Origin of the sequence: Methylobacterium sp. 2A (assembly GCF_009806555.1) — a bacterium.
Taxonomy (GTDB): domain Bacteria; phylum Pseudomonadota; class Alphaproteobacteria; order Rhizobiales; family Beijerinckiaceae; genus Methylobacterium.
Map to the genome: position 1 here is coordinate 26,591 of NZ_VUOK01000022.1, position 26,966 is coordinate 53,556.

Here is a 26,966-nt window from a genome sequence, read left to right on the forward strand (position 1 = left end):
GCGGCGCTTGCGGCGTTGCACTATGACGTAACCAAAGTTTAAGGGTGCGGGTGGCCTATTTTGTGCGTCGCAGCGGAACCGTCGCGGCGGAGGAGCATTGACCGTGGTTGAGATCGTGACAGCCGTGTCTGCCCGATCGTCTGCCAGACCGGGGCATCCCACCCGGCCAGGATCAATGCCGATGCTCGATGCGCGCCGTGGTGGGTCCTTCGCGGATTGGTCGTCCGGCGAAGGGGACGACGCACGGCCCATCACGCAACCCGCCCGGCCGGCCTCCCTGCGCCGCCGCATCCTCTACGCCACCCCCGAGATGGCCGATTTCGTAAAGACCGGCGGTCTCGGCGAAGTCTCGGCCGCCCTGCCCCGGGCTCTGGTGCCGCATTACGATATCCGCGTGCTGATCCCCGGCTACCGCCAAGTCCGGGCGGCGTTTCCCGACATCCCGGTGGTGGCGCGCCTCGACGGCTTCGCGGGCGTGCCGCCCTGCGATCTCGGGCTCGTCGAGGCTGCCGACGGCCTGCGGATCTACGTCCTGCTGAGCCCCGACCTCTACGAGCGGGACGGCACACCCTACGGCGACCAGCACGGGGATTTCGGCGACAACGACCTGCGCTTCGCCCGGCTCAGCCTCGCGGCCGCCGAACTCGCCGCCGGGGCCGATCCCGATTGGGCGGCCGACCTCCTGCATCTCAACGACTGGCAGGCGGCGCTCGCCCCCGCCTACCTCGCGTGGCGCGGCCGGCGGGTGCCGAGCGTGCTGACGATCCACAACCTCGCCTATCAGGGCCTGTTTCCCCGGGACGCCCTGCCCCGGCTCGGCGTGCCGGATTCCGCCTTCCAGGTGGACGGCGCCGAGTTCTACGGCCAGCTCTCCTTCCTGAAGGCCGGGATCTTCTACGCCTCGCAGGTCACCACGGTGAGCGAGACCTACGCCCGGGAGATCCAGACCCCCGAGATGGGCTGCGGCCTCGACGGGCTTTTGCGCACCCGGGCCGGTCAGGGCCGGCTCGCCGGCATCCTCAACGGCATCGACGAGACCTGGGATCCGAGCACCGACCCGCACCTCGCCACGCGGTTCGAGGTCGACGACTGGAAGGGCAAGCGCGCCAATGCCGAGGCGGTGCGCCGGCAATTCGGGCTGGCGGTCTCCCGCGGGCCGCTCTTCGCGATCGTCTCCCGCCTCGTGCACCAGAAGGGCATCGACCTGAGCCTCCAGGCGGCCGAGACCATCGTGGCCGGCGGTGGCCAGCTGGTGGTGATCGGCCAGGGCGAGGGCCGGTTCGAGCAGGCGCTGCAGGGTCTCGCCAGGCGCCACCCGGACGCGGTCGGCGTGCATGTCGGCTTCGAGGAGGCCCAGGCCCGGCGGATGTTCGCCGGCAGCGACTTCCTGCTGATGCCCTCGCGCTTCGAGCCGTGCGGCCTCGCCCAGATGTACGCGCAGCGCTTCGGCTCCCTGCCGATCGTGCGGCGCACCGGGGGCCTGGCCGACACGGTCGAGGACGGGGTGACGGGCTTCACCTTCGCGGAGCCCTCGGCCTCGTCCTTCGGGGCGGCGGTCCGGCGGGCGCTGGAGGCCTTCGGCCAGAAGAAGCGCCTCAACGCCATGCGGCGGCGGGCGATGTCGGCCCGTTTCGGCTGGGATCAGGCCGCCGACAACTATGCCGGGCTCTACGGCCGGGCGATCGGCAACAGCGTCGGGCTGCGCTGGCGGGTGGCGTAGGGACTAGCGTCCCCTCTCCCCGCACGCGGGGAGAGGGCTCCGGCGACCCCGTCGTCGCCGGAGCGAGGCGGTAGCCGAAGGTGAGGGGGCTCGAACGGAGGAGTCTCTTCCGGAATCGCCCCCTCACCGCCGCTCCGGCTTCGCCTCCGCTTCCCGCACGGACGACGAGGTCCGTGCGGGCCTCTCCCCGCAGGCGGGGAGAGGGGTTTCCCTCACCCCTCCAGCAAGAAGATCATCGTCGCCAGCGGCGGCAGGGTGAGCGACAGGCTCTGCCCCTGGCCGTGGCTTGCCTGATCCTCGGTGTGGCAACCGCCTGCATTGCCCACATTCGAGCCGCCATACACCCCGGCATCCGAGTTGAACGCCTCGCGGTAGAACCCCGCCTGCGGCACGCCGATCCGGTAGCCCTCGCGCGGCACCGGCGTGAAGTTCGACACCACGATCGCCACCTCGCCGGGCTTGGCGCCCTTGCGGGCCCAGGCGATCACGCTGTTGTCCTGGTCGTCCGCCACCAGCCACTGGAAGCCCGTGTGCTCGACGTCGCGGCTGTAGAGGGCGGGCGTCGAGACGTAGAGCCGGTTGAGGTCGCGCACCACGCTCTGCACGCCCTTGTGCAGCGGGTCGTCGAGATGATGCCAGTCCAGGCTGGTGTCGTGGTTCCACTCCCGCTCCTGGCCGAACTCGCCGCCCATGAACAGCAGCTTCTTGCCGGGATGCCCCCACATGAAGCCGAAATAGGCGCGCAGGTTCGCGAATTTCTGCCAGCGGTCGCCCGGCATCTTGCCGAGCAGCGAGCCCTTCCCGTGCACCACCTCGTCGTGGGACAGGGGCAGGATGAAATTCTCCGAGAAGGCGTAGAGCAGCCCGAAGGTCAGGTTGTGGTGGTGATAGCGGCGGTGGATCGGATCCTCCTGCATGAAATGCAGGGTGTCGTGCATCCAGCCCATGTTCCACTTGAAGCCGAAGCCGAGGCCCCCGGTATAGGTCGGGTGCGAGACCCCCGGCCAGGAGGTCGATTCCTCGGCGACCGTGATCGTGCCCGGCGCGTGGCTGTAGGTCGCCTCGTTGGTCTTGCGCAGGAACTCGATGGCGTCGAGGTTCTCGTTGCCGCCGTAACGGTTCGGGATCCACTCGCCCTGGCGGCGCGAGTAGTCGAGGTAGAGCATCGACGCGACGGCATCCACGCGCAGGCCGTCGAGGTGGTAATGCTCCAGCCAGAACCGGGCGTTGGCGGCGAGGAACGTCGCGACCTCGGTCCGCCCGAAATTGTAGATGTAGGTGCCCCAATCCTGGTGGAAGCCCTGGCGCGGGTCGGCATGCTCGTAGAGATGCGTGCCGTCGAACAGGCCGAGCCCGTGGGCGTCGAGCGGGAAGTGGCCCGGCACCCAGTCGAGCAGCACGCCGATCCCGGCCTCGTGGGCGGCGTCCACGAAGGCGGCGAAATCCTCAGGGGTGCCGAAGCGGCTCGTCGGCGCGAACAGCGAGACCGGCTGGTAGCCCCAGGACCCGTCGAACGGGAACTCGGTGATCGGCAGCATCTCGATATGGGTGAAGCCCATATCCTTGACGTAGGGGATCAGCCGCTCGGCGAGTTCCCGGTAGGTCAGGTAGCGGTTGCCTTCCTCGGGCACCCGCGCCCAGGAGCCGAGATGGACCTCGTAGACCGAGATCGCCGCGTGGCGCGGGTCCTTGGCGCCGCGGGTGCTCATCCAGCCGGAATCGCGCCAATCGAACTCGCTCGCCCCGTAGGTGATCGAGGCGGTCTCCGGCGGGTGCTGGGCCGCGAAGGCGACCGGATCGGCCTTGAGCGGGACCAGGGACCCGTCGGGGCCGCGGATCTCGAACTTGTAGCGCACGCCGGCCTTGAGGCCCGGCACGAACAGCTCCCAGACGCCGCCATCCTGCCAGAGGCGCATCGGGTGGCGCCGGCCGTCCCAGTCGTTGAAGTCGCCGACCACGCTGACCTTGCGGGCATTGGGCGCCCAGACCGCGAAGCGGAACCCGTCGATCCCGTCGAGCTGGCCCGACTGGGCGCCGAGGATCCGGTAGACGAGGTTGGTGCCGACCTCGCGGAGCGCGGCGACGTCGTATTGCTCGATCGAGGAGCCGAAGCCGTAGGGGTCGTAGCGGCGGCGCTTCGTCCCGTCCCAGGACTCGACCTCGATCTCGTAGAGCGGCCGGTGCTCGCCCTCGACCTTGGCGATCCAGAACCCGTCCGGATGGCGCTTCTCGAACGGCGCGCTGCGCCCGTCCATCACCAGGGTGGCGGCGCGTGCCTCGGGCAGCACGGCGCGGACCTCCCAGGTCCCGGGCCCGACCCGGTGCGGCCCCAGCACCGAGAACGGGTCGCCGTGGCTCGCCCCCATCAGGGCGGCGATCGCGTCCGGGTGGACGCTCGGGGCCGCTGCGGCACCGCCGGAGCCCGGGACATCCGCATTCCGTGCCGGCCCCGCCTCCGGGTCGGCCCGTCCTGCGAAGGTCTCGTCGATCGCCGTCATTCCGTTGCTCCGGGCTCGTTACGGTCCGTGTCCAGAATGGTGAGAACCCCACGGGCGGGGATTTCGATCCAGTCCGGCCGGTTGTTGGCCTCGTAATCGACCTCGTACAGGGCCTTGGTCAGCAGGCAGAGGCGCAGCAGCCGGTCCCGGGTGTCCGGATCGGTCACGGCCGCGCGCGAGCCTTCGATCGCGGCCTCGTAGCCGGCCAGGAACGCCGCCTCGATCATGGCGCGCCACGCGACCGCGGCATTGCGCGCCCGCTCCTCGGAATCGGCGAAGCGGGCGGTGATCTCCCGGATGACCGTCTCGGCGCCATACGCGAAGGAGCGCATCAGCCCGGCCACGTCCCGCAGGGGCATCGACTTGGCCCGGCGCTCGTCGGCCGGCCGCGAGGGTTCGCCCTCGAAATCGACGATGATCAGGTCGTTCTCGGCGACCAGCACCTGCCCGAGATGGTAGTCGCCGTGGATGCGGGTCTTGTGGGCGCCGCGCGGCGGCTCGGCGGTGAGCTGATCGATCAGGGCCTCGACCTCCCGGCGGCGCTGGGCCAGCTCCGTGCAGGCGGGCTTGCCGGCATCGAGGCCGCGCTCGGCCTGCCCCTTGAGCGCCCGGAAGGCGCGCTCGGCCTGATGGCGGGCGTCGCGCGCCAGCACCGCGAGGTCGCCCTCCTCGAAGGGCTCGGCCGCGAAGGCCGGGTCGTCGGTCTCGATGGCGAGCGCCGCGTGCAATTCGGCGGTGCGCCGCCCGAGCAGGTCCGCCCAGGGCCGGTGGGCCTGGAACGCTTCCTCGGGCGTCGCGGCCTCGCTCTCGGGGGTGAGCACGACGGTCTCGAAGTCCCGGCGCAGCCCCTCCAGCATCAGGGTCCAGGCGTCGCCCTGGTTCATGACGAATTTCTGGAGCACCGCCAGCGCCGTGCGGGTGCCGTCCTCGGCGACGTGCTCCAGGGTGCCGAGCAAGGCCGGCGTGTTGGAGAACCCCGCCTGCTCGGTGAGGAAGCGCCCGACCTCGATTTCCGGATGCGTGCCCGGCTGCAGGCGGCGCAGCAGCTTGAGCATCATCTTCGAGCCGATGGCGATCGAGGTGTTGCTCTGCTCGGCCGAGAGCCGGCGGATATCGGCCACGTCGACCGTGACGTCCGGGTCGAAGGCCGAGGTGGTGGAAAAGACCAGCCGCCCGCTCTCCGTGGGGATCTCGGTGCCCTGGCGCATGTCGTCGATCAGGCAGGCGGCGAAGTCGTTGGAGCCGGACGCCCCGTAGAGCAGGCCGGTGCGCGGACCCCGGCGCACCCGCGCCACCGCGAAGGGCATCAGCGCCTCGTCCTCGCGGCCCTCGTCGACGCCGACCGGCACGAAGTATTCGTGACTCTCGCCGTTGGCGAGCTGCACCTGCAGCCGCGGCAGCAGGAAGCGCGCGCTGCCGTCGACGTCCTTCAGGGCGGCGCAATCGATGACCTTCGTGGCCTTGATCCGCGAACCCTTGGCGCCGAACCAGCGCCGGCTCCTCAGGAAGGGCGGCACCACGGTGCGCTCGAAGGCGACGCGCTCGCGCCCGCTCATCAGGGTCTCGATCCCGCCGGTGAGCACCAGGGTGAACAGCTCCGGCGGCTCCTGCTGCGGGCCGATCACCCCCGACCGGGCGGCACTCAAGGAGAACCAGTAGAAGCCGTAGGACGGCAGGGTCAGCAGATAGGGCAGGTCGCCGATCGGCGGGAACTCGGTGCCGCCGGTGAGCTCGATCGGCACCGCGGTGCGCAGCTCCGACAGGTCGAGCTGCACAGCCTGCGGCGCCCGCGACAGGTTCGCCACGCACAGGATCCGCTCGTCCTCGTGCTCGCGGATCCAGGCCAGCACCTTGCGGTTCGACGGGTAGAGGAACTGGATCGTGCCGCGCCCGAGCGCGACGCTGTTGTTGCGGATCGCGATCATGCGCCGCGTCCAGTTCAGCAGGCTGGTCTGGGCCTGGGTCTGCGCCTCGACGTTGATCGCGTCGAAGCCGTAGATCGGGTCCTGGATCGCCGGCAGGAACAGCTTCTGGGGATTGGCCCGGGAGAAGCCGCCGTTGCGGTCCGGGGTCCATTGCATCGGCGTGCGCACGCCGTCCCGGTCGCCGAGATAGATGTTGTCGCCCATGCCGATCTCGTCGCCGTAATAGAGCACCGGCGTGCCGGGCATCGACAGGACGAGGGACTTCATCAGTTCGATCTTGCGCCGGTCGTTCTCCAAGAGCGGCGCGAGGCGGCGGCGGATGCCGAGATTGATCCGGGCGCGCCGCTCGGCGGCGTAGAACGACCAGAGATAGTCACGCTCCTCCGCGGTGACCATTTCGAGCGTCAGCTCGTCGTGGTTGCGCAGGAAGATGGCCCATTGGCAGCCCTCCGGGATCTCCGGGGTCTGGCGCATGATGTCGGTGATCGGGTGCCGGTCCTCCCGGGCGATCGCCATGTACATCCGCGGCATCAGCGGGAAGTGGAACGCCATGTGGCATTCGTCGCCGTCGCCGAAATATTGCGCGGTCTCCTCCGGCCACTGATTGGCCTCGGCGAGCAGCATCCGGTCCGGATAGCTGGCATCGAGCGCCGCCCGGATTTTTTTGATCACATCATGGGTTTCGGCGAGGTTCTCGCAATTCGTGCCGTCGCGCTCGATCAGGTAGGGGATCGCGTCGAGCCGTAGGCCATCGACCCCCATGTCGAGCCAGTAGCGCATCACCTCGATCACGGCCTCCAGCACGGCCGGGTTGTCGAAGTTCAGGTCCGGCTGGTGGCTGTAGAACCGGTGCCAGAAATACTGCTTGGCGACCGGGTCCCAGGTCCAGTTCGAGGCCTCGGTGTCGAGGAAGATGATCCGCGTATCCTTGTACGGCTCGTCGGTGTCCGACCAGACGTAGAAGTTGCGCTCGGGCGAGCCGGGGGGCGCCTCGCGGGCCGCCTGGAACCAGGGATGCTGGTCGCTGGTGTGGTTGATGACGAGCTCGGTGATGACCCGCAGGCCGCGCTCGTGGGCCGCCTCCACGAAGGCCCGAAAATCCTCCATGGTGCCGTAGGACGGGTTGATGTCCCGGTAATCGGCGATGTCGTACCCGTCGTCGCGCAGCGGCGAGGGGTAGAACGGCATCAGCCAGATCGCCGTGACGCCGAGGTCCCGGACATAGTCGAGGCGCTGGGTCAGGCCTGTGAAATCCCCGATCCCGTCATTGTTCGAGTCGAAGAACGACTTGACGTGGATCTGGTAGATGATGGCGTCACGGTACCATTGCGGGTCGCTGCGATCGATCATCGCGTCGCTGCCTCATCGGTCAAGTCTGACGGGACCGGCGGGGGACCCGGCCGGGGCGCGGGCGGTCGGCCGCCGCGCATGTACCAGGGCCGGTGACGGGGAGGCCCGCCGCCGGCATCAACTGTCATGATCGAGTGCCACGCGCGGCCTCAACCCGCAACCCGCCGCGGCGCCCGGAGACGCCAGATGATGCAGGATCGCTCGGCCGGATCGAGGGCGATCCGGTGGGTCTTGCCGCGCAGCTCGAACCGGTAGCCCTGGAGCAGATCTTCGACCTCGACGGCCCCATCGTCCGGCAGGCCGAACAGCCAGAGCGGCACCTCGTAGGTGCATTCCTGGCGGTTCTTCGGGTCGAGGTTGACCATCGTGAAGATGCAGTTGTCGCGCTCGGGCGTCGCCTTGGCGTAGGCGATGATGTTGTCGTTCCAGGCGCCCGTGAAGGTCACGTTGCGGAAATCCCAGAGGGCGGGGTTCTCGCGCCGGATCGTGTTGAGCTTGATGATGTGCTCGCGGATGTTGCCGGGCCGGTCGTAGTCCCAGGCCTTCAACTCGTATTTCTCCGAGTTGAGGTACTCCTCCTTGCCCGGGTACGGCGCGGCCTCGCAGAGTTCGAAGCCGTTATAGATGCCGTAGACCGAGGAGAGGGTCGCGGCGAGCGTGCCGCGGACGATGAAGCCCGCCCGTCCGCTGGTCTGCAGGTAATAGGGATTGATGTCGGGGGTATTGGCAAAAAAATTCGGGCGGTAATATTCGCCCATCTCGCCGGCCAGCTCCAGGGCGTAGTCGGTCAGCTCCTGCTTCGTGTTGCGCCACGTGAAGTAGGTGTAGCTCTGCTGGTAGCCGGCCTTGGCGAGCTTCTTCATCATCTTCGGCCGGGTGAAGGCCTCGGCGAGGAAGATCGCGTCCGGATACTGGCCATTGACCTCGCCGATCACCCATTCCCAGAACGGGATCGGCTTGGTGTGCGGGTTGTCGACCCGGAAGATGCGCACGCCCCGGGCGCACCAGCCGAGCAGGATGTCGCGCAGCTCGATCCAGAGCGAGGGCAGCGCGCCGCCGTAGAAATGGACGTTCGAGATGTCCTCGTACTTCTTCGGCGGGTTCTCGGCGAATTTGAGCGTGCCGTCGGGGCGCCACTCGAACCATTCCGGGTGGTTCTTGATCCAGGGATGGTCCGGCGAGCACTGGATCGCGAAGTCGAGGGCGATCTCCATCCCGTAGGCATGGCTCGCCGCGACCAGCCGCTCGAAATCGGCGAGCGTGCCGAGTTCGGGATGCACGGCCTCATGGCCGCCCTCCTCCGAGCCCACCGCGTAGACCGAGCCGACATCGCCGGGCTCGGCCTTGAGGGTGTTGTTCTTCCCCTTGCGGTTGGTCCGGCCCACGGGGTGGATCGGCGTGAAGTAGAGGACGTCGAAGCCGAGCTCGCGGATCTCGGGCAGGCGCCGGATCACGTCGTCGAAGGTGCCGTGGCGGTTCACGTCCATCGACTGCGAGCGCGGAAAAATCTCGTACCAGGCCGAGAACCGGGCCGCGAGGCGGTCGGCGATCACCGGCAGGGTCACGGGATACTGGGTCAGGTTCACCCGCTCGGCGTTGCGGCGCACGAGGCTCGACGCGTCGGGGGCGAGGATCCGGTCGAGCTGGGCGGGTGAGCCCGCCTCCTCGGCGGCCAGCGCCGACACCAGGGCGGCGAGCCGGTCGGCATCGCGGCCGCCGCGGGTGCGGGCCAGCGAGGCCGCGGTCTCGACCAGCGCCACGCCCTCGATCGTCTCCAGGCGGACATCGACGCCGGCGGCGCGCTTCTTCAGGGTGTCGCGCACCCAGGAGGAGAAGGCGTCGCGCCACGCGATCAGGGTGAACTCGTAGCGGGCGTTCTGCTCCAGGGGGAATTGCCCGGCCCAGCGGTCGTTGTCGACGAAGACCATCGGGTCCTCGCGCCACGCGTCGGTGCCGGCGACCCGCGACAGGATCGCGGCGTCGATGATCTCGTGGCCGTCGGAGAAGATGTCGGCCTCGACCCGCAGGGATTCGCCGACGATCCGCTTCACGGCCGAGCGGCCGCCGTCGATCTCCGGGCTCACCGCCTCGATCACCACCCGGCCCTCGCCGTCCGGGGTGCCGCGCGTCGGCTGGCGGGCGACCGCCTGGGCGCCGGCGGCGAGGATGCGCAGCTCGCCCGGCATCAGGTCGATGGCGCTGCCGGGATGGAACGCGATCGGCTCGGCCTCCGGGGTCCGGTCGACGAAGGTGCCGAGCATCCCGCCGGTGCGGGCGATCAGCGTGCCGGCCTCCACGGGCACCGGCCTGTCGGTCGGGTTGTAGAGCACGATCAGCCCGTGCCGGGCCGAGGCCGGATGGCCGGTGTCGAAGCGGGCGAGCGCCACGAGGTCGCTGTCGGGGGCCGAGATGCGGATCTGCGCGCCCTCGACATTGGCGGCCGGCAGCTCCGCCCGCAGGGTGTTGATCGCCCGGATCGAGGCCGAGATGTCGATGCCGGTCTCGTTCTCGCGGTCGCGCGGCGTGGTCTCGACCACGTGCAGCGCCCGGCGGTAGCCCCATTCGTAGCCGATCGGCATCAGCACGCCGGCCGAGAAGAAGGCGGCGAGCGCGTAGCGCGTGCGCAGATGGGCCGCCACCGCCTCGGGGCCGCCGCCGATCTCGGCGGCGAGCCGCTTCATGTCGTGGTTCTCGGGGAAGGCGATGGAGGGCGCGAGCACCCGCAGGCGCTCGTATTGCTCGAGCGCCCAGGGCTTCTTCAGGTCCCACCACGCGAAGGAGTTGAACAGGTAGTCGAAGCCGGCACCGGCCGTGGCCTTGGCCTCCTCGAAGGTGCAGCCCAGCGTCTCGGCGGCGAACAGGCAGGCGGGGTCTTGGCTCTTGGCCTGCCCGATCAGGACCCGCCACGTCTCGGGCGGCACCTTGTAGGCGGCATCGCAGCGGAAGCCCGCGACGCCGAGCCCCTGGAGATGCGCCACGTAGGCGCCCCAGATCCGGGTCAGCTCGTCCCTTGCGGCCGGCGTGTGGTAGTCGAGCTCGGCCAGATCGCCCCAGACGGTGCGGATCGACGGGTCGTCCGGATCGACGGCGGCCGGGTGCATGATCGAGCCGTCAGGCTCCTTCATGAACAGGTCGGGCCGCTCGGTGGCCAGCCGCGCGTTGTCGGCGGTGTGGTTGATCACGAGGTCGGTCATGACCGACAGGCCCAAAGCCTCCGCGGCGGTGCAGAAGCGGCGGATCTGCTCGTCGTCCGGCGTGCCGTCGGGGTCGCGGAACCGCTCGTCGAGGCGCTCGGGATCGGCGACCGCATAGAGGCTGCGCGAGCCGCCGGTCTGGTGGAACGGGTTGAGATAGACCCAGTCGAAGCCGAGGCTCGCGATCCGCGGCAATTCGGCGGTCCAGTCCGAGACGCGTCCGACCAGGAGCGGGAACAGGTTGTAGATCCGCGGTCCCTCGGCCCGGGGCGCGAGCGAAGTCGGCAGGACGGCCTCGGCTCCGGACGTCGCGGCGGCTTTGGTCGGTGCGTTCATGCGGCCCTTCTGCTCCCGTTCCCTGTGACGTAACGCCCGAACCGCCCCGGTGTGCCTCGCGATCCGGTTCGCCGTGTCTCAGCAGAGTTGCATGACACGGCTGCGGAGGCGCCTGCCGACCGCGCGCTCCCCCTCCCTCCTCTGCGGGGGAGGGAGAGGCGGATGCGGCGGCTCCCTCACGGCTCCCGCCGCAGCACCGCATAGGGCAGATCGTGCAGGAGGTCGCCGAGATCGGCCCCCTCCCCGCCACTCTCGACGATCCGCCCCGTTGCGAGATCCCGCCAGCGGGTCCCCGCCCCGAGATCGACCCGGGTGCCCGCGAAGGCCTCCCCCGACCAGATCCCCTCCCCGACGAAGCCCGCCACGAGCCGCGGCACCGCCACGAACAGATCGCCGCCTTCCTGGCCCGGGTCGGTCCGCCGGTAGGCGATCACGTGGTCGGCCCGCGGCCCGGCCGCGTCGACGGGCTCGTAGGCGGCGCTGGCGTAGAAGTCCGGGCGCTCGGCCCGCTCGGCCAGCAGCCGCGTGAGCGTCGCCTGCTTGACCCGCCCGTCCGGCCAATGCGCCAGCAGGTCCGCGGGCGCGCCGCCCTGCTCCAGCATCCGTTCCAAAGCCGGGTAATCCACCGGGCGGCGGTTGTCGGGATCGACGAAGGAAAAGTCCCAGATCTCCGTGCCCTGGTAGGTGTCGGGCAGGCCCGGCAGGGTGCATTTCAGCACCGTCCGGCCGAGGCTCGCCAGCATGCCGAGATGGGCGAGCCGCCGGGCGAAGGGCCTGAGATCCCGGAGGAAATCCGAGCCCGGGGCGATCAAGGCCGTGAACAGTTTTCTGACTGCGCCCTCGTAGACCTCGTCGACATTGACCCAGCTCGACCGGCGCTTGCCCTCGCGCATGGCCTTCTCGCCGTAGGCGATGAGCCGGTCGCGGAAATCCTCGATCGCCCCGGCCTCGTCCTGCTCCAGCAATTCCAGGGGCCACGCACCGAGGATCGCCTGGAAGAACATCCACTGGTCATTGGCGTCGGGGGCCGGCTCGCCGTCGATCCGGGCGAGGTGCGGTCCGGCGACCCGCTGCCACAGGTCCCAGGCCTTGGCCCATTCCTCGGGGATCTCCGAGAGGGCGAGAAGCCGGGTGCGGGCATCCTCGCCGCGCTTGGTGTCGTGGGTCGCCGTGGTGATCATGGCGCTCGGCCAGTCCCGGGCGCGGGCGATCTGGAGATCGTGGAAATGCTCGGCGTCGATCCCGTACTCGCCCGGATCACCGCCGACCTCGTTGAGGCCCAGCAGGCACGCGTAACGGTAGAACAGCGTATCCTCCAGGCTCTTGGCCATGACCGGGCCGGTGAGCTGCTGGAAGCGACGGCGGAAGCGCAGCACCACCCGCGGATCCGGCCGGCCCGGCCCGGCCGTCTCGATCCGCCCGAGCAGGACCTCGGCGGCGAAGTCGTGGACCGAGCGGTCCGGCAGGCTCGACCAGCGCTTCGCCTTGGCGACCGCGCCCTCGATCAGGCGCACGTCCTCGGGCTCGACCTCGCCCTCCTCCAGCTCCGGCGGCAGGTAGCTGCGGTAGGTGGGAAAGCGCGCGATGATCTCGATCAGCGCCCGGCGGAGCGCGTTGACGGTGAAGTCGCGGGTGCGCCGGTCGGCATCGGCGACCTCCTTGAGATCGGAGGTCAGCACTTCGAGCTCGCTCGCGAAGCTGATCTCGAGGATCTCGGCCTTCGCGGCGCGGAGCTGGAAGCCGTAAGCGCCGTCGAAGCCGGTGGCCCAGGTGTAGAGCCGCTCGACCTTCCCGCGCCGGGACTTGTCGACCAGGATCCCGTCGAGCTGGTTGAGCACGTCGTAGCCGGTGGTTCCGGCCACCGGCCAGGGCCGCAGCCGCTCGCCCGGCTCAAGGATCTTTTCGACCACCACGTAGAATCCCGGCCCGACCGCGGCCTGCAGCGCGCGGGCATAGCCCAGCGGGTCGGCGAGCCCGTCGATATGGTCGATGCGCAACCCGTCGATCCGGCCCTCGCGGACGTGCCGGAACACCGTCTCGTGCGAGCGGTGGAAGATGTCGGACAGCTCGACCCGCAGGCCGGCCAGGGAGTTCACGTCGAAGAAGCGGCGGTAGTTGATGTCGCTCGAGGCCACCCGCCAATGGGCCAGCCGATAGGCCTGAGCCTCCAAGAGCCGGTGCAGCGGCCCGAAGCTGTCCGGGCGGCCCTTGAAGCCGTTGAGCAGCGCCAGCGTGCTGGCGGTCGCCTCCTGGATCAGCGGCGACACGCCGTAGATCTCGGCGAGCCGGCGCTTCAGCCCCTCGGCCTCCTCGGGGAAGGTCTTTCTGCGGGTCTCGTCGGTGTCGATCGACATCGCCCGCAGCCGCTCGGAGATGGCGAGCAGTTCCGCGGTGGTATCGTCATCCACCGCCCCGATGGCGGCGATCACCCGGTTGAGGATGGTCGGGTAGCTCAAGGGGCGGATCGGCAGCTGGTGCTCGTAGTGCCAGACGCTGAAGGCGCCCTTCTCGGGGTCGAACTTCAATTCCAGCGTGCCCTTCTCCAGGGCCTCGCCGTAGCGGTCGCCGAGGAACGGGATCACGAGGTTGCGCCCGGCCCCGAGCCGCTGCCAGTCGATGTCGAAGGCGTCGGCGAACGGAGACAGGGAGCCCCACTCCAAGACGGAGAGCCACCACGGATTGTCGGACCCGCCGACGCCCATGTGGTTCGGCACGATGTCGAGCAGGAGCTTCATCCCATGGGCGTGGAGCGTCTCGGAGAGCTGGATGAAGCCCTCCTCGCCGCCGAGCTCCGGGTTGATCGCGCCGTGGTCGACGATGTCGTAGCCGTGGGTCGAGCCCGGCCGCGCCTTCTGGAGCGGCGAGGCGTAGACGTGGCTGATCCCGAGTTTCTTGAGATACGGGACGATCCGGCCGGCATCCTTGAAGGTGAAGTCCTTGTGGAACTGCAGCCGGTAGGTCGAGCGGGGCGGCGGCGAGGCCAGCCGCGCCGCGCCGGAGCGGGGACCCCGGGCCTCCGCCGACAGGGCGGCCGCGAGCTTCGCCAGCGGCCCCCCCGGGGCGGCGATGTCGGCGAGGTCGCGGTCGAGCTTGCGCCGCCAGTTCGGATAGCCCTCGGTCGAGCCCGGCACGTTGGCCTGGGCGAGTTCCGAGACCACGTCCTCGTACTGGACGGCCGTGAGCATCGCGGGCGCCCGGGCAAGGTAGCGGGCGGCGGCCTCGAAGGGCGCCGAATCCGGCGGCTCGGCGGAGGGGAGAAGCTGCTCGGCCGCCAGAGCCTCGGTGAGCCGGCGGCGTTCCACCACACGCTCGGCCCGCTCGGCCTCGGCGCGCTCCTGATCGTAGAGGCCGAGCGACTGGCGGGTGTCGGTGTCGACCCCGCGCCACCAGCCGACGAAGGTCGGCAGGTCGTGGGTGGTGATGGCGGTGAGCGCGTCGCGCGGATAGGCCGAGGGCGGCTTGAACCGGCCGTCGGCCTCGCGCTCGAAGGCGAGGATCCGGTAGCTCAACACGCCCGCCCGCATCAGCGCGTCGGAAAACCCCTCGGGGGCCGTGCCGAGGTCTTCCGCGATGACGAGGCACTTGTTGCGGTGGCTCTCCAGCCGCAGCACCGCCAGCATCGGCTCGAACGGCATCGCCACGTAGGCGCCGGCCTGGGCGCCCTGCCCGAGCGGGATCAGGTAGAGCCGGGCGAGCTGGAAGGCGTGGTCGATCCGGATCGCGCCCGCATGGCGCATGTTGGCCTGGACCAGGGCGCGGAAGGCCGCGAGGCCGTCGCGCTCCATCGCGAGCGGGTCGAAGGCCGGCAGGCCCCAGTTCTGGCCCTTGGGCGCCAGCAGGTCGGGCGGCGCGCCGATCGAGACCTTGTCGGCGAAGCGCTCGGGATGGGACCAGATCTCGGACCCGCCCCGGTCGGCGCCGACCGCGAGGTCCCGGTAGAGCCCGACCCGCATGCCGGCGCCGAGCGCCACCGCGGAGGCTTCCTCAAGTTGCTGATCGGCGAGGTATTGCAGCCACGCGTGGTAGCCGACGCGCTCCGCGTTCTCCGCCGCGAAGGCCTTCACGGCGTCCGTGCCGGCCCGGCGGTATTCCTCCGGCCAGTCGCCCAGCCAATGCGCCCCCTGCCCCCGGAAATGCTCCGACAGGGCCTCGAAGATCGCGTGGGATTCCAGATCCTCCCCGCCCTCCTGGCGGAAGCGCTCGAAGCCGGCATCGGTGCCGGCGCGCGCCGGCGACTCCGCCCAGAGGGCGCGGAGCACCGGATCGAGCACGTCGTGCACGCCCTGATGGTCGACGAGGGCGGCTTCCCGCAGGGCCGTGATCGCGTCCGCGCGCTCGGCGAGCAGCGCCTCGGCCCGGGAGCCGGCGAGGCCCGGCAGGCTGCGCGGGGCGATGAACAGGGTCTCCAGGAACAGGCGGGAGGAGGGCGAGTAGGGAGAGATCTTGGTCCGGTCGGAGCCGAACAGGGCGTGGACCGGGCTCAAGCCTAAGAATGCCGCTCCGCGTAAGGCAGCTTCGCGGGCGGCCTCGCCGGCATCCGCGTAGGTGCCGATGCCGATATTGGTGGCCGAGCGCAGACCGTAGAGCTGGGCGGCGAGCCCCCAATCGGAGGCGCCCTCCTCCGTGTAGGGGCGCGGGCGCCAGCAGCGCTGCGGCGCGGCGATCACCCAGGATTCGGTGCGGCTCTGGCCGGCCTGGACGGTGAGGCGGTGATAGCCCGGGGTCAGCGGCGGCAGCTCGAAGCCGGGATCGGCCCCCTGCGGATTGGCCCGTCCCTCACGGGCGGTGCCGCGCTCGTCCACGAGGCGCCAGACCAGGGTGTGGGGCGCGCCGTCCTGCAGACGCACCGGAACGCGCGCCGCCCGGCGGGCCTCCACGGGCAGGAGCGGCGGGATCAGGCCGCGGCGCAGGCGCTCCACCGCGGCGAGGCTTTCGGCGACCGCATCGTCGTCGTCCACCGCGAAGCCCAGGGCCGCCAGCAGACCCCGGCGGACCTCCAGGGACGTCTCGACGGGCTTGCCGAAGGCGTCGGTGTAGCCGCCGGCGACGCCGACGAGGTCGGCAAGTTGTTCCAAGGTCCTCACGTTCAAGGCGCTCACGAGCGGGACTCCGTCAGGAACACGCCGGTCCAGGCAGGCAGGTCATGGCCGGTCCCGTCCGGGGCGTTGGTCCAGACCAGTTTGGCGCCGCCCGGATCCACCGCGAAGGGCTCGGTCCCGACATTGGCGACGAAGCGCAGGGTGCCGGCGGCAAAGCGCCAGGTGCAGTCGACCACGTCCGCGCGCGGCAGGGCGGCGGCGGCGCCGTCGTAGCCGGACTTCGCCAGGGGTACGACCACGTCGCGGCGCAGGCCGAGGAGCCGCGTCGTCTCGGCCAGCACCGCGCGGTGGGGCGCGCGCTCCCGCTCGGACCAGTCGAGCTTGGAGGCCTCGAAGGTCTCGCGCTCGGTCGGATCGGGGATCTTCGAGGTGTCGTCCGCAAACGCGGCAAAGCTCTTGAACTCCCGGCGGCGGCCGTCGCGCACCGCCTTGTTCAGCTCCTCGTCCGGCGCGAAGTCGACGAAGAACAGGAACGGCGCCGAGGCCGACCATTCCTCGCCCATCCAGAGCATCGGGATCTGCGGCGCCAGCAGGAAGCCGGCCCGGGCGAGATCGAGCTTCTTCGGATCGGCCAGGTGGTTGAGCCGTTCGCCGAGCGCGCGGTTGCCGACCTGATCGTGGTTCTGGAGGAAGGTCACGAAGGCCGAGGGCGGCAGGTGCCCGGAGGGCTCGCCGCGGGGATGATTGTCGAGCGTGGCGAAGGGCTCGCCCTGATACGCGAACCCTTCCGCGAGGCAGCGGGCGAGGCGTTCGACCGGTTTGTCGGCAAAGCTTTTATAGTAGCCGGCATCCTCGCCCGTCAGCAGGACGTGCCAGCAATGGTGCAGGTCGTCGGCCCACTGGGCGTCATGCATCTTCGGACGCCCGGCGGTGTCGCGCTCCAGCCAGCGGGCCTGGTTGGCCTCGTTCTCCAGCATCAGGTGGATCTGGCGGTCCGGGAACGTCTTGCGGATCGTCTCACCGAGCTCGGCCAGGAAGTGCCGGGGCGAATCATCGAGGATCGCGTGGACGGCGTCGAAGCGCAGGCCGTCGAACCGGTACTCCTCCAGCCAGTACAGGGCGTTCTGGATGAAGTACTGGCGCACCGTGGCGCCGCTCTCCTTGCCGTCGAAATTGATGCCGGCCCCCCAGGGGGTCTGGTGGCGCTCGGTGAAGAAAGTCTTGGCGTAGGCGTGGAGGTAATTTCCGGCCGGGCCGAAATGGTTGTAGACCGCGTCGAGATAGACCATCAGGCCGAGGCCGTGGGCGGTGTCGATCAGGCGCTTGAGGTCGTCCGGGCGGCCATAGGCGCCGTCGGGCGCGTAGGGCAGCACGCCGTCGTAGCCCCAGTTGCGCGAGCCCTTGAAGTCGGCGAGCGGCAGCAGCTCGATCGCGGTGACGCCGAGCGCCTTGAGGTCGGGCAGCCGGGCCTCAAGGCCGGCATAGGTGCCCTCCGGCGTCGCGGTACCGACATGGCACTCGTAGATCACCGCCTCCTCGAACGGCCGCCCGGTCCAGGCCTCGTCCGACCACTCGAAGCTGCGCGGATCGATCACCTCGCTGAGGCCCGAGACGTCGTCGGGCTGGAAGCGCGAGGCGGGATCGGGGACGACGAGCTCGCCGTCGATGCGGAAGCCGTAGCGGGCGCCGGGCTTCACGCCGGGCAGGGCCGTGCGCCGCCAGCCGCCGCCGGATTCGGGTAGGGGGTGGTCGACGCCGTCGACGACGAGTTCGACGCTCTGGGCGGTGGGCGCCCAGAGGGCGAAGCGGACGCCGCCCCCGACCATCTCGGCCCCGAATTCCATGCTGTGGGCGCGCCGCATCGGGCCACCGTCCTGTCGTTGGCCGCGCGCACCGGGGCGCAAGCGCGGCAGATCATCCGTCGTGGGAGAAGGCCCCGGGGTCGATCCGGTTCCCGCAGCGCAGCTATGGCGGAGTGGGTGTGTGGCAATCGGGGGACGCTGGGCCGATCGGAGCCGCGATCACGTTCGATAGAACAGGACCCGGCCTTCCTGGCGCAGCTGGAGCAGAAGATCGAACTCGCGCACGTTGCGGGTCAGGACATAGAAGCCGAGCTTCAACGCCTGTAGGAACAGGACGCAATCGTGGAGCGCGCCCATTCGGTCGTCCCGCGCATAGCCCTGGAGGCGGCAGAGCATCCCGGCGTAGAGGGCCGCCTGCCCCAGGACGTCGGCATCGGGCGTAAAGACACGATGTGAAGGCATCCCGTCGATAGCCGTGCCGATCGCCGCGATGACGCGGCCGCTGCGCGCATCGTCGGGATCGACGGCACCGACAGCGTGCATCAGTTCCTGAATGGCGATCGTGCTGTGGTTCACGATCCGAAGGGCAAGGAGATCCTCGATCAGAGGAGGAGCCCGGCCCTGCATCTGGTCGATATAAACGCAGGTATCCAGAAGCAGCGGGCCACCTGCGCGCGGTTGTGTGCCGAGAAATGGCAACTCGGTATCCGGCCGCCGCTGAAGCGTCGTTTTCGCTCCCCGCCGGCGCAGGCGCTCCGCGGCCTTGAACGTGAAGGACATCTGCCAGGATTGCTAGAAGTCCAGGTCGAGTTCCGGATCCACCGATCCTCTCAGTGCGCGGAAGGTTTCTGCGAATCCATCGTCAATCGCCACGTTCGCAAGCGCGAATTCGATCAGCGCCGTGTCGGAGCGCAAGCCTGTCCGAGCCTTGGCGCGCTCGATCAGCTCGGAATCGACGCGGCCGGAAATCCGGCTGCCTTTGCTCTTGGTCAGTCCGCTTTCCTGCGCCCGGGCCATTACGGCCGCAACAGAGGCCGCTACGGGAGTGGAGGTCTCCACGTCCTTAGCTCCTGTCGAGCGCGGGCGATCATCCGCCATGGCAATCCTCGAGCGATGTTCAACAAAACAGGTTTCCAGGCAACGTACTGCGCCCCGATCCCGTGTGCAAACGCGTGTCTCTACCTCACTGGCGCCCACCCCGCCCGGCCCCCGGCTTCCCTTCCGGAGCCGGTGAGCACCAGAACCGTCCGCCCCGGCAGCGGCACCGCGGCACCGGCTTCGTAGGTCGCGGCATCCGGCGGCGGCGTCCCCTCGGGCTCGCCCGTATCGAGAACCGGCCGCCACGGGCCGCCGATCACCGGGGCGAGGTGGAACGCGCAGGCTTCCGTCCCGGCATTGAACAGCATCAGCAGACGGTTCCCCGGGCCGCCATCATTGCCGATCTGCATCCCGAACACCTGGAGCCCGTCATCCGACCAGTGGCTGTCGCCCATCTCGGTACCCTCGGGCGCCAGCCAGTGGACGTCGCGCAGGGGCTGGTCCGGATCGATCAGGGTGCCGGTGAAGAAGCGCCGCCGCCGCAGGGCCGGTTGGGTCCGGCGCAGGGCCAGCAGGTTGGACACGAAGCCTGAGAGCGCGGGATCCGGATCGGTGCTCCAGTCCATCCAGCTCGTCGGGTTGTCCTGGGCATAGGCGTTGTTGTTGCCGCCCTGGCTGCGCGAGCGCTCGTCGCCCATCAGCAGCATCGGCACGCCCTGGGCCAGCATCACCGTGGCCAGCATGTTGCGCTTCTGGCGGGCGCGCACCGCCAGGATGGCCGGATCGTCGGTGTCGCCCTCGACGCCGTAGTTCCGGCTGACGTTGTGGCCGTGGCCGTCGCGGTTGTCCTCGCCGTTGGCCGCGTTGTGCTTCTCCTCGTACGACACCGTGTCGGCCAGCGTGAAGCCGTCGTGGCTCGCGATGAAGTTGACGCTGGCGAGCGGCGAGCGCCGGGAGGGCGCGAACACCTCCCTGGAGCCGGTCAGCCCCTGCGTGACCTTGGCCAGCGTTCCGGAATCGCCCTTCCAGAACCCGCGCGTGGCGTCGCGGAACGTGTCGTTCCACTCGCTCCAGCCGCGCGGATAGCCGCCGAGCTGATAGCCCCCCTCCCCGATGTCCCAGGGCTCGGCCACCATCTTGACCCGGGCGAGCACGGGATCCTGCGCCACCGCCTGGAAGAAGGCCGCCTGCGGGGTGAAGGCGAGCGGCGACCGCCCGAGGCTCGAGGCGAGGTCGAAGCGGAAGCCCGCAATCCCGTAGGCGGTCACCCAGTGGCGCAGGGAATCCAGCACGAGCTGCATCACCCGCGGGTGGCTCACGTCGAAGGTATTGCCGCAGCCGGTGCAGTCGATGGTGCGGCGCGGGTCGGCCGGGTCGAGCTTGTAGTAGCTGGCATTGTCGATGCCGCGGAACGACAGGGTCGGGCCGGTATGGTCGCCCTCCGCGGTGTGGTTGTAGACCACGTCGAGCCAGGTCTCGATCCCGGCGGCGTTGAGCTCCCGGATCGCCGCCTTCAGGCTGCCGAGGCCGCCCTCCCCCAGGTAGCGCGGATCGGGGGCGAAATAGCTCAGGGGCTGATAGCCCCAGAAGTTGACGAGCCCCTTGTCCACCAGGAAGCGGTCGTCCACGAAGCCCTGGATCGGCAGGAGTTCGAGCGCCGTCACGCCGAGCTTGACCAAGTGCTCGATGATCGCCGGATGGGCGAGCGCCGCATAGGTGCCGCGCTCGGGTTCGGGGATCGCCGGATGGGTGCGGGTCAGCGCCTTGACATGCGCCTCGTACACCACCGTGTCGGCGAGCGGCCGGCGCACCGGATTGAGGGCGAGATTGGGGACCTCCGGGGCGGTGACCACGCAGCGCGGCATGTAGACCGCGCTGTCGCGCCGGTCGATCCGGTCCTCGCGCCCGCCCCGCCGGTGCCCGTAGAGCGCGTCGTGCCAGCGGATCTTGCCGCGGATCTCCCGCGTGTAGGGGTCGAGCACCAGCTTCGACGGGTTGAACCGGTGGCCGTTCGCCGGATCCCACGGCCCGTGGACCCGGTAGCCGTAGAGCTGGCCCGGCAGCACCCCGCGCAGGTAGCCGTGCCAGACGTCGTCGGTCCGGCAGGGCAGCCGCACCGTGCGGGTCTCGTGCCGCTCGCCGGGCTCGAACAGGCAGATATCGACCGCGGTGGCGTGTTCGGAGAACAGGGCGAAGTTGACCCCGCGCCCATCGAAATGCGCGCCGAGCGGCGCCGGCACCCCGTCATCGACGACGATCATGGGTTTCCAAAGGGCCGTGCCCTTTGGTGGGTCGTCAGGGCGCAGCCCGACATTCGGGCGCGGCCCGACAGCAGGGCTCCGCCCTGCACCCGCAAAAGGTCTCGACCTTCTGAAACCATGACGCTATTCGGCCGCGGCGGCGGTCGTGGTCGGCGGCTCGCGCTCGATCGTTCGGAAATTCTCGAGTTCCGCCAGGAAGTTGCGCGCCCACCAGTCGACATCCTCGCGGGTCATGCGCTCGACCATCGGCTTCCAGCGCGCCAGCCGCTCGGCCTTCGGCATGTAGAGCGCCGCGCGGATCGCCTCCGCGACCTCGAACCGGTCGTAGGGGTTGATCAGCAGGGCCTCGGGCAGCTGGCGGGCGGCGCCGGCGAATTTCGACAGGACCAGGACGCCCGGATCGTCTTCGGCTTGCGCGACCACGTATTCCTTGGCGACGAGGTTCATGCCGTCGCGCATCGGCGTCACGAGGCCGACCCGCGCCGCCCGGTAGAGGCCGGCGAGCACGGGGCGCGGATAAGCCTTGGTGATGTACTGGATCGGCGTCCAGGCCGGGTCGCCGAGGGAGCCGTTGATCTCGCCGACCTTCTCGTTCACGTCGCGGGCGAGCTGCTCGTATTCCGGCACCTCGCTGCGGGATTTCGGCGTGATCTGGATGTAGGTGACGTTGCCGCGCTGGTCGGGGTTGGAGGCGAAGAAGCTCTCCACCGCCTCCATCCGCTCGGGCACGCCCTTGGAATAATCGAGCCGGTCGACCCCGATCAGCAGCTTGCGGGTGCGCAGGCCCGCGATGGTCTCGCGCACCACCTTGTTGGTGCTGGCCCTCTCGGCCGCCTCCTTGAAGCCCGCGACGTCGATGCCGATCGGGAAGGCGCGGATCCGGGTGCGGCGGCCGTCGACCATCAGCGAGCCGCCGCCGAGCGGAATCGCCCGCTGGGTATCGACGAGGTTGCGCTGCAGGTTCTGGACATCCGCCTCGGTCTGCAGGCCGATCAGGTCGTAATCGACGATGGCGCGCAGCAATTCGCCGCTCGCCGGCAGCGAGTTGAACACGTCGGCGGCGGGCCACGGGATGTGGTGGAAATAGCCGATCGGGTTGTCGAGCCCGAGGCCGCGCAGCTCGGCCGCGAGCGGCAGCAGGTGGTAATCGTGCACCCAGATGATGTCGTCGGGCTCGACCAGCTTGGCGAGCGCGCGGGCGAAGGTCCGGTTCACGCGGCTGTAGCCGGCGTAATCGGAGCGCGAGAAGGCGCCGAGCCCCAGCCGGTAATGCATGATCGGCCACAGGGCGCGATTCGCGAAGCCGGCATAATATTCCAGGTGGTCCTGGGGCGAGAGATCGACCACCGCGTATTGAACGCGGCCCCGGTCGATCAGGGTCGGCTCCTCGGAGGGCTCCTCGGTGATGGTGCCGCTCCAGCCGAACCACAGCCCCTCGTAGGCGGTGAAGGCCTCCTTCACGGCGACCGCCAGGCCGCCCGCCGCGACCGCCTTGCCGCCCTCCTCCGGGACGGCGACGCGGTTCGATACGATCACAAGGCGTGCCACGCGGGTCGGCTCCGGATCAGGGGCGCGGGTCGGGTCGAGGATCTCGCCGCGCCTGCATCGGGACATCAACTATATCTCAGAACGCGCGGGAACCCTGCGCGATCCTTTGTTGGTCTTTGGCGCGACCCCGGCTGGGGCGGACCGAGTTTCAAGACGACCCAAGCGTGAAGCCGGGCGCGGGTCAAGTCGAGCCCGTGCCGTTCCGGGACAGGGCGGCTGCTCCGTTCCGGCACCGCGCTTCGCCGATCGCACGCGGACGAGTCGGCGGAGTTCGATGGCCGTTGTCGAAGCGTGACGGTTCTGACAGACCTTGTCTGAACGTAGACTGAGCGGTGCGCCGAGTCGCGGCGAGGCCGGGATCGGCGCAGCGTGATGGGGCCTGAAACACGGGGCATCGAAACACGCGGCACCGGAACCGGTCACAGCTGAGTCGGTTACTCAGCCATCGCGGGGGCCGCGGTCGCCGCGCGCGGTGCCGACCCCGCGGCACGAGGAGTGTTTTCGAGATGGCCGGCAACGAGTTACCGAAGGACACCCCTGGGGAGCCGCTCCACGGGGCTGTGCACGAGGCCCCGCAGGGTACGTCCCATCAAGGCGCGCGCCATTCGGCGGCGGACGAGCGTGCCCAGTGGCGGGCCCTGCAGGGCGATGTCGAGGGTCTGGCCGACGTGGCGGCGGAGCGCGGGCGCGGGCTCCTCGACGCGGCCCGGCTCCAGGCGCAGAGCTATGTCGAGCAGCGCAAGAGCGACGCGGCGCAGTCGGTCCACGATCTGGCCCAGACCATCCGCAACTCGGGTCGCGATCTCGGCGACAAGCCGAACGTGCGCGCCTTCTTCGACAGCGCCGCCGATGGGCTGGAGCAGCTCGGCACCTCGATCGAGCGCCGCAGCCTCGGCGATTTCTACAGCGAGGCCGAATCCCTCGCCCGCCGGGCGCCGGTGGCGGTGGCGGTCGGGACCTTCGTGGCCGGCCTGATCGCCGCACGGTTCATCAAATCGTCGAGCCTGCCGCCGGAGGCGCCGGACGGCGACGCCCGCGACGGCTTCCGGGCCTGACGCCATGGCCCAGGGGACTGATCCGCGCCAGAGCGGCGCCACCGGTGCTTCGAGCATCCAGAGCCTGATCGGCGACGCGCTCCGCGAGACGAACGAGCTCGCCCGCAAGGAGATCGCGCTGTTCCGCGCCGAGATGGCGGGCAATATCCGCCAGCTCGTGGTCGGGCTCGCCTGCATGGTCGGCTCGGCGGTGTTCGCCGTGGTCGCCCTGCTGGTGCTGATCGGCGCCTTCGTGAAATGGCTCGCCACGGTCGTGGGCTCCGAGTGGCTCTCGGCCCTGATCGTCGGCGGCGTGCTGCTGGTGCTCGCCCTCGGCATGGCCCTCTGGGCGCGCAGCGTCCTCTCCCTCTCCACCCTGGCCCCGAAGCGCACCACGCGCCAGGTCCGCCAGGATGCCCAGGCCCTGTCGGAGCGCGTGTCCGGATGAGTTCGATGAACGACCTCGAGAAGGAGATCGAGGAGAGCCGCGCCCGGCTCGACGACACGATCGACCGCATCCAGGGGCGGCTCTCGGTGCCCAACCTCGTGGACGAGATGCTGGGCAATGCCCGGCGGGTGCCGGCCCTGAACACCACCTACGATTCGGCCCTGGAGGCGGTGCGCCGCAACCCCGTGCCGGTGCTGCTGATCGCGGCCGGCGTCGGCCTGCTGTTCAACCGGATGGCGAAGGACGCCCAGCGCCGCCGCACGGAGGTCGCGGCCGAACGCGTGCCCACGCTGAACACCGGCGCGGCGCGCGGCTACGATCCCGATCTGCCGACGGTGCGCCCAGCGCGCGATCCTCTCGACAAGACCGAGATCTGAGGACCGGCGCCGGACACGAACGACAGGACCGGCCGGCAGGCCGGAGGGAACGGCGCCGCCCGAAGAGGCTGCGCAGCCGAGACGGACATCCGAGGACACCGCCATGACCGACAAGCCGGGCACCCAAGCTACCCCCCCTCGCACCCCCTCCCGCACCCCCGAGCAGATCGCCGCCGAGGCCGGCATGCCGCACGGGGCCGGCGGAACCGGCCTGCGCCCGGATCCGGCCGGCCACGGCGACCCGGGCGCGCCCGGCACGGCGGCGGGCGACTTCACCCTGCGGCCCGACGCGCGCGGCCTGCACGATCCGCTGCCGCAGGGCGGCACGCCGCTCTCGTCCGGCGGGACCTCCGGCGGCGCTTCGCGGTCGTCGGATCCGGCCTCCACCGTGAAGGAGGGCGTGCGGGCAGCGGGCGACCGCGCCGCCGACCTCGCCGGTCAGGCGAGCCAGACCGTTTCGAGCTTCGCCGACGACATCAACAGCCGTCTCGGCGGCGCGGCCGATCAGGCCCGCAATCGCGCCTCCGCGGCCTATGACGACGTGCGGGAGCGCGCGGAGGGGCTTCACCGGCGCAACCTGCGGGCGCTCGACGACCTCACGAATCAGGGCATCGACGGGCTGCATCGCGGCCGCACCGCGGTCGAGCGCTTCGTGGACGACAACCCGCTCCTCGTCGGCGTGGTGGGCGTCGCCGCCGGCCTGCTGCTCGGCGCCCTGCTGCCGCGCACCCGGCAGGAGGACCGGAACATCGGCCCCTGGGCCGACGAGATGCGCGACCAGGGCCTGCGCTACGCCCGCGAGGTGACCAATATCGGACGCGAATTCGTCCAGACCGCCCTGGATCCGGACAATCTCAACGCCGCCGCCCGCAAGGTGGTCGATCCCGACGGCCACACGCCGCCGGCGGGGGAGCGGAAAGAGCACAATCTCTGATCGCGGTGTCGAAGAACCGGTGGCTGAAGCCAGCCGCCGGTCACCCCAAGTCCTGTCGCTGGAACGTCCTGTCGCTGGAACCGCTTTCTCAAGGCTTGATTGGCCCGGACCTGTCAGCCAAGCCCACGGGCACGCATGGTGTCGATCACGTCGGCATCGAGGCGCAGCGTGATCTGACGTTTGGGTTGGTCGACCCGCAGCTGCCCGCGACAACGTTTCAGCAGTTCCAGACCATCGCCGGGCACGGCGCGCACCATCATCGCGTCGGTCAGTTCCGGAATCTCTTCGTATTCCTCCGCGGTGATCGCGCGAGCATCGACCTTATCGAGGTCGGTCGCCCCGATCTTGTCAGCGGATGAGGGGGGCATATCGCTTCGGCTCCCGGGCATCGGCTTTCCTCATACGGCAAGCTTGCCTCCTGATAGCGGCGTTCTTCCTATGAGGGAGCGCCTAAGGCCGCCTTATCCAGCTTGAATTGTAGCACTCTGTGCGATAGATCTTCTGCCGCAGACTGGGTGAAGAGACTGGCTGGTGCTGAGGGCCACGCAATCCCGCACCGGGTTCAGATTGGACCTGTCGAAACGTGGCCACTCCTGTCAATAGCGGTCCAGCACCCGGCCGTAGAGCGCGCACATGAGGACATCGCCTCATGAACAGACCTTGTGGCGGGCTTCCGTCCCGGCAGGGGGAGACGATGAAGATCTACGCCACGGCCGCGTTCTCGAAGCTTGTCGGGAAGCAGGATGTCTCTGACGATGATTTACGGGAGGCCGTAGCCCGCGCCGAGCGCAACCAGATCGACGGGCCCCTCGGAGGCCATTTGATCAAGCAACGCATCGCGCGCCAGGGGCGGGGTCGCTGAGGTGGGTTCCGCACCATCATCTTTTACAGGCGCGGCGCGGTCGCCGTATTTCTGCACATGTTTGCCAAGAACGAGCGGGCGAACCTCTCCAAGAAGGAGCAGGCCGCCTATCACGACTACGCCGAGCAATTGGCGAAGCACACCGATGAACAATTCTCCCGCCTTGTTATGGAGCTCGGATGGAGGCGAATCGAGGATGAACAGCCCAAAGAAGACGTACCGAAGTGATGCCCTTCGGTCGCTTCATCTGGCCGCTGAGGATTCCCATGCGGTCGGGGCGATCGACAAGGCGACTCTGCGTCGGTTCGACGTCGCTTGCCTGACGCCCGTGGAGCCGTTGGCGCCGGAGGCGATCAAGCGCATCCGGGAAACGGCGAAGATGAGCCAAGCCATCTTCGCCCTAACCTTGAACGTGACCACATCGCTGGTCAGCCAGTGGGAGCGGGGAGAGAAAAAGCCGAGCGGTCCTTCGCTCAAGCTCCTGTCGCTCGCCGCCCACAAGGGCATCGACGCGATCATCTGAAGCCTCATCCCGGAGGATGAGGATCGGCGTTCGGGATGAACGCCCTGACCTTCGCCGAGCGAGCAGATAATCCGGCG

Annotated in this window: 16 protein-coding genes and 1 pseudogene; 7 read left to right on the forward strand and 10 right to left on the reverse strand. The window is 69.6% G+C overall.

Annotated features, from left to right (window positions below):
* The first annotated feature begins 181 nt into the window (after positions 1-181).
* Positions 182-1,720, forward strand: coding sequence for a glycogen synthase GlgA (glgA, locus tag FVE89_RS13395; RefSeq protein ID WP_160534446.1), 1,539 nt, complete (start codon positions 182-184; stop codon positions 1,718-1,720).
* A 212-nt stretch (positions 1,721-1,932) separates the two neighbouring features.
* Here glgA and glgB read toward each other — a convergent pair whose 3' ends face one another.
* The 9 genes from glgB to FVE89_RS13440 form a co-directional block, all read right to left on the reverse strand.
* Positions 1,933-4,218: a 1,4-alpha-glucan branching protein GlgB gene (gene glgB, locus FVE89_RS13400; RefSeq protein WP_160534447.1), complete on the reverse strand. Its 2,286-nt coding sequence runs from the start codon at positions 4,216-4,218 to the stop codon at positions 1,933-1,935.
* Positions 4,215-7,493, reverse strand: a complete 3,279-nt coding sequence (gene treS / locus FVE89_RS13405; RefSeq protein ID WP_160534448.1) for a maltose alpha-D-glucosyltransferase — start codon at positions 7,491-7,493, stop codon at positions 4,215-4,217. The genes glgB and treS overlap by 4 nt, the downstream gene beginning before the upstream one ends.
* A gap of 149 nt (positions 7,494-7,642) precedes the next feature.
* Positions 7,643-11,023 carry a maltotransferase domain-containing protein gene (locus FVE89_RS13410; protein WP_160534449.1) on the reverse strand — a complete coding sequence of 1,127 codons (3,381 nt, stop codon included), beginning with the start codon at positions 11,021-11,023 and terminating at the stop codon, positions 7,643-7,645.
* A gap of 176 nt (positions 11,024-11,199) precedes the next feature.
* Positions 11,200-16,107, reverse strand: a complete 4,908-nt coding sequence (locus FVE89_RS13415) for a malto-oligosyltrehalose synthase (RefSeq protein ID WP_160534475.1) — start codon at positions 16,105-16,107, stop codon at positions 11,200-11,202.
* A gap of 11 nt (positions 16,108-16,118) precedes the next feature.
* Positions 16,119-17,924, reverse strand: a complete 1,806-nt coding sequence (gene treZ, locus FVE89_RS13420; RefSeq protein ID WP_160534450.1) for a malto-oligosyltrehalose trehalohydrolase — start codon at positions 17,922-17,924, stop codon at positions 16,119-16,121.
* A 159-nt stretch (positions 17,925-18,083) separates the two neighbouring features.
* Complete coding sequence (locus tag FVE89_RS13425; RefSeq protein ID WP_160534451.1) at positions 18,084-18,644, reverse strand: type II toxin-antitoxin system VapC family toxin; 561 nt, start codon at positions 18,642-18,644, stop codon at positions 18,084-18,086.
* A 12-nt stretch (positions 18,645-18,656) separates the two neighbouring features.
* Positions 18,657-18,962, reverse strand: a complete 306-nt coding sequence (locus tag FVE89_RS13430; RefSeq protein WP_202130795.1) for a hypothetical protein — start codon at positions 18,960-18,962, stop codon at positions 18,657-18,659.
* A gap of 80 nt (positions 18,963-19,042) precedes the next feature.
* Entirely contained in the window at positions 19,043-21,163 is a 2,121-nt protein-coding gene (gene glgX, locus FVE89_RS13435; protein ID WP_160534452.1) for a glycogen debranching protein GlgX, read from the reverse strand.
* Positions 21,164-21,286: 123 nt separating this feature from the next.
* A complete protein-coding gene (locus FVE89_RS13440) occupies positions 21,287-22,711 on the reverse strand; it encodes a trehalose-6-phosphate synthase (RefSeq protein WP_160534453.1) in 1,425 nt (474 codons plus the stop codon).
* Positions 22,712-23,217: 506 nt separating this feature from the next.
* On the opposite strand from FVE89_RS13440, the gene FVE89_RS13445 reads away from it, so the two are divergent.
* From FVE89_RS13445 to FVE89_RS13460, 4 genes are all read left to right on the forward strand, one after another.
* Positions 23,218-23,766 (forward strand): hypothetical protein, encoded by a 549-nt coding sequence (locus FVE89_RS13445; protein WP_160534454.1) that lies wholly within the window; start codon positions 23,218-23,220, stop codon positions 23,764-23,766.
* A gap of 4 nt (positions 23,767-23,770) precedes the next feature.
* Positions 23,771-24,193 carry a phage holin family protein gene (locus FVE89_RS13450; RefSeq protein ID WP_160534455.1) on the forward strand — a complete coding sequence of 141 codons (423 nt, stop codon included), beginning with the start codon at positions 23,771-23,773 and terminating at the stop codon, positions 24,191-24,193.
* A 5-nt stretch (positions 24,194-24,198) separates the two neighbouring features.
* Positions 24,199-24,570: a DUF3618 domain-containing protein gene (locus tag FVE89_RS13455; protein WP_202130796.1), complete on the forward strand. Its 372-nt coding sequence runs from the start codon at positions 24,199-24,201 to the stop codon at positions 24,568-24,570.
* 103 nt (positions 24,571-24,673) lie between these two features.
* Positions 24,674-25,504, forward strand: a complete 831-nt coding sequence (locus FVE89_RS13460; RefSeq protein WP_160534457.1) for a hypothetical protein — start codon at positions 24,674-24,676, stop codon at positions 25,502-25,504.
* Between the two features lie 113 nt (positions 25,505-25,617).
* On the opposite strand, the gene FVE89_RS13465 is transcribed toward FVE89_RS13460, so the two are convergent.
* Positions 25,618-25,872, reverse strand: a complete 255-nt coding sequence (locus FVE89_RS13465) for a BrnA antitoxin family protein (RefSeq protein WP_160534458.1) — start codon at positions 25,870-25,872, stop codon at positions 25,618-25,620.
* Positions 25,873-26,198: 326 nt separating this feature from the next.
* On the opposite strand from FVE89_RS13465, the pseudogene FVE89_RS31135 reads away from it, so the two are divergent.
* A pseudogene (locus tag FVE89_RS31135) lies at positions 26,199-26,594 on the forward strand (type II toxin-antitoxin system RelE/ParE family toxin).
* Positions 26,563-26,889 carry a DNA-binding transcriptional regulator gene (locus FVE89_RS13480; protein WP_160534460.1) on the forward strand — a complete coding sequence of 109 codons (327 nt, stop codon included), beginning with the start codon at positions 26,563-26,565 and terminating at the stop codon, positions 26,887-26,889. The pseudogene FVE89_RS31135 and the gene FVE89_RS13480 overlap by 32 nt, the downstream one beginning before the upstream one ends.
* The last annotated feature ends 77 nt before the right edge of the window (positions 26,890-26,966 follow it).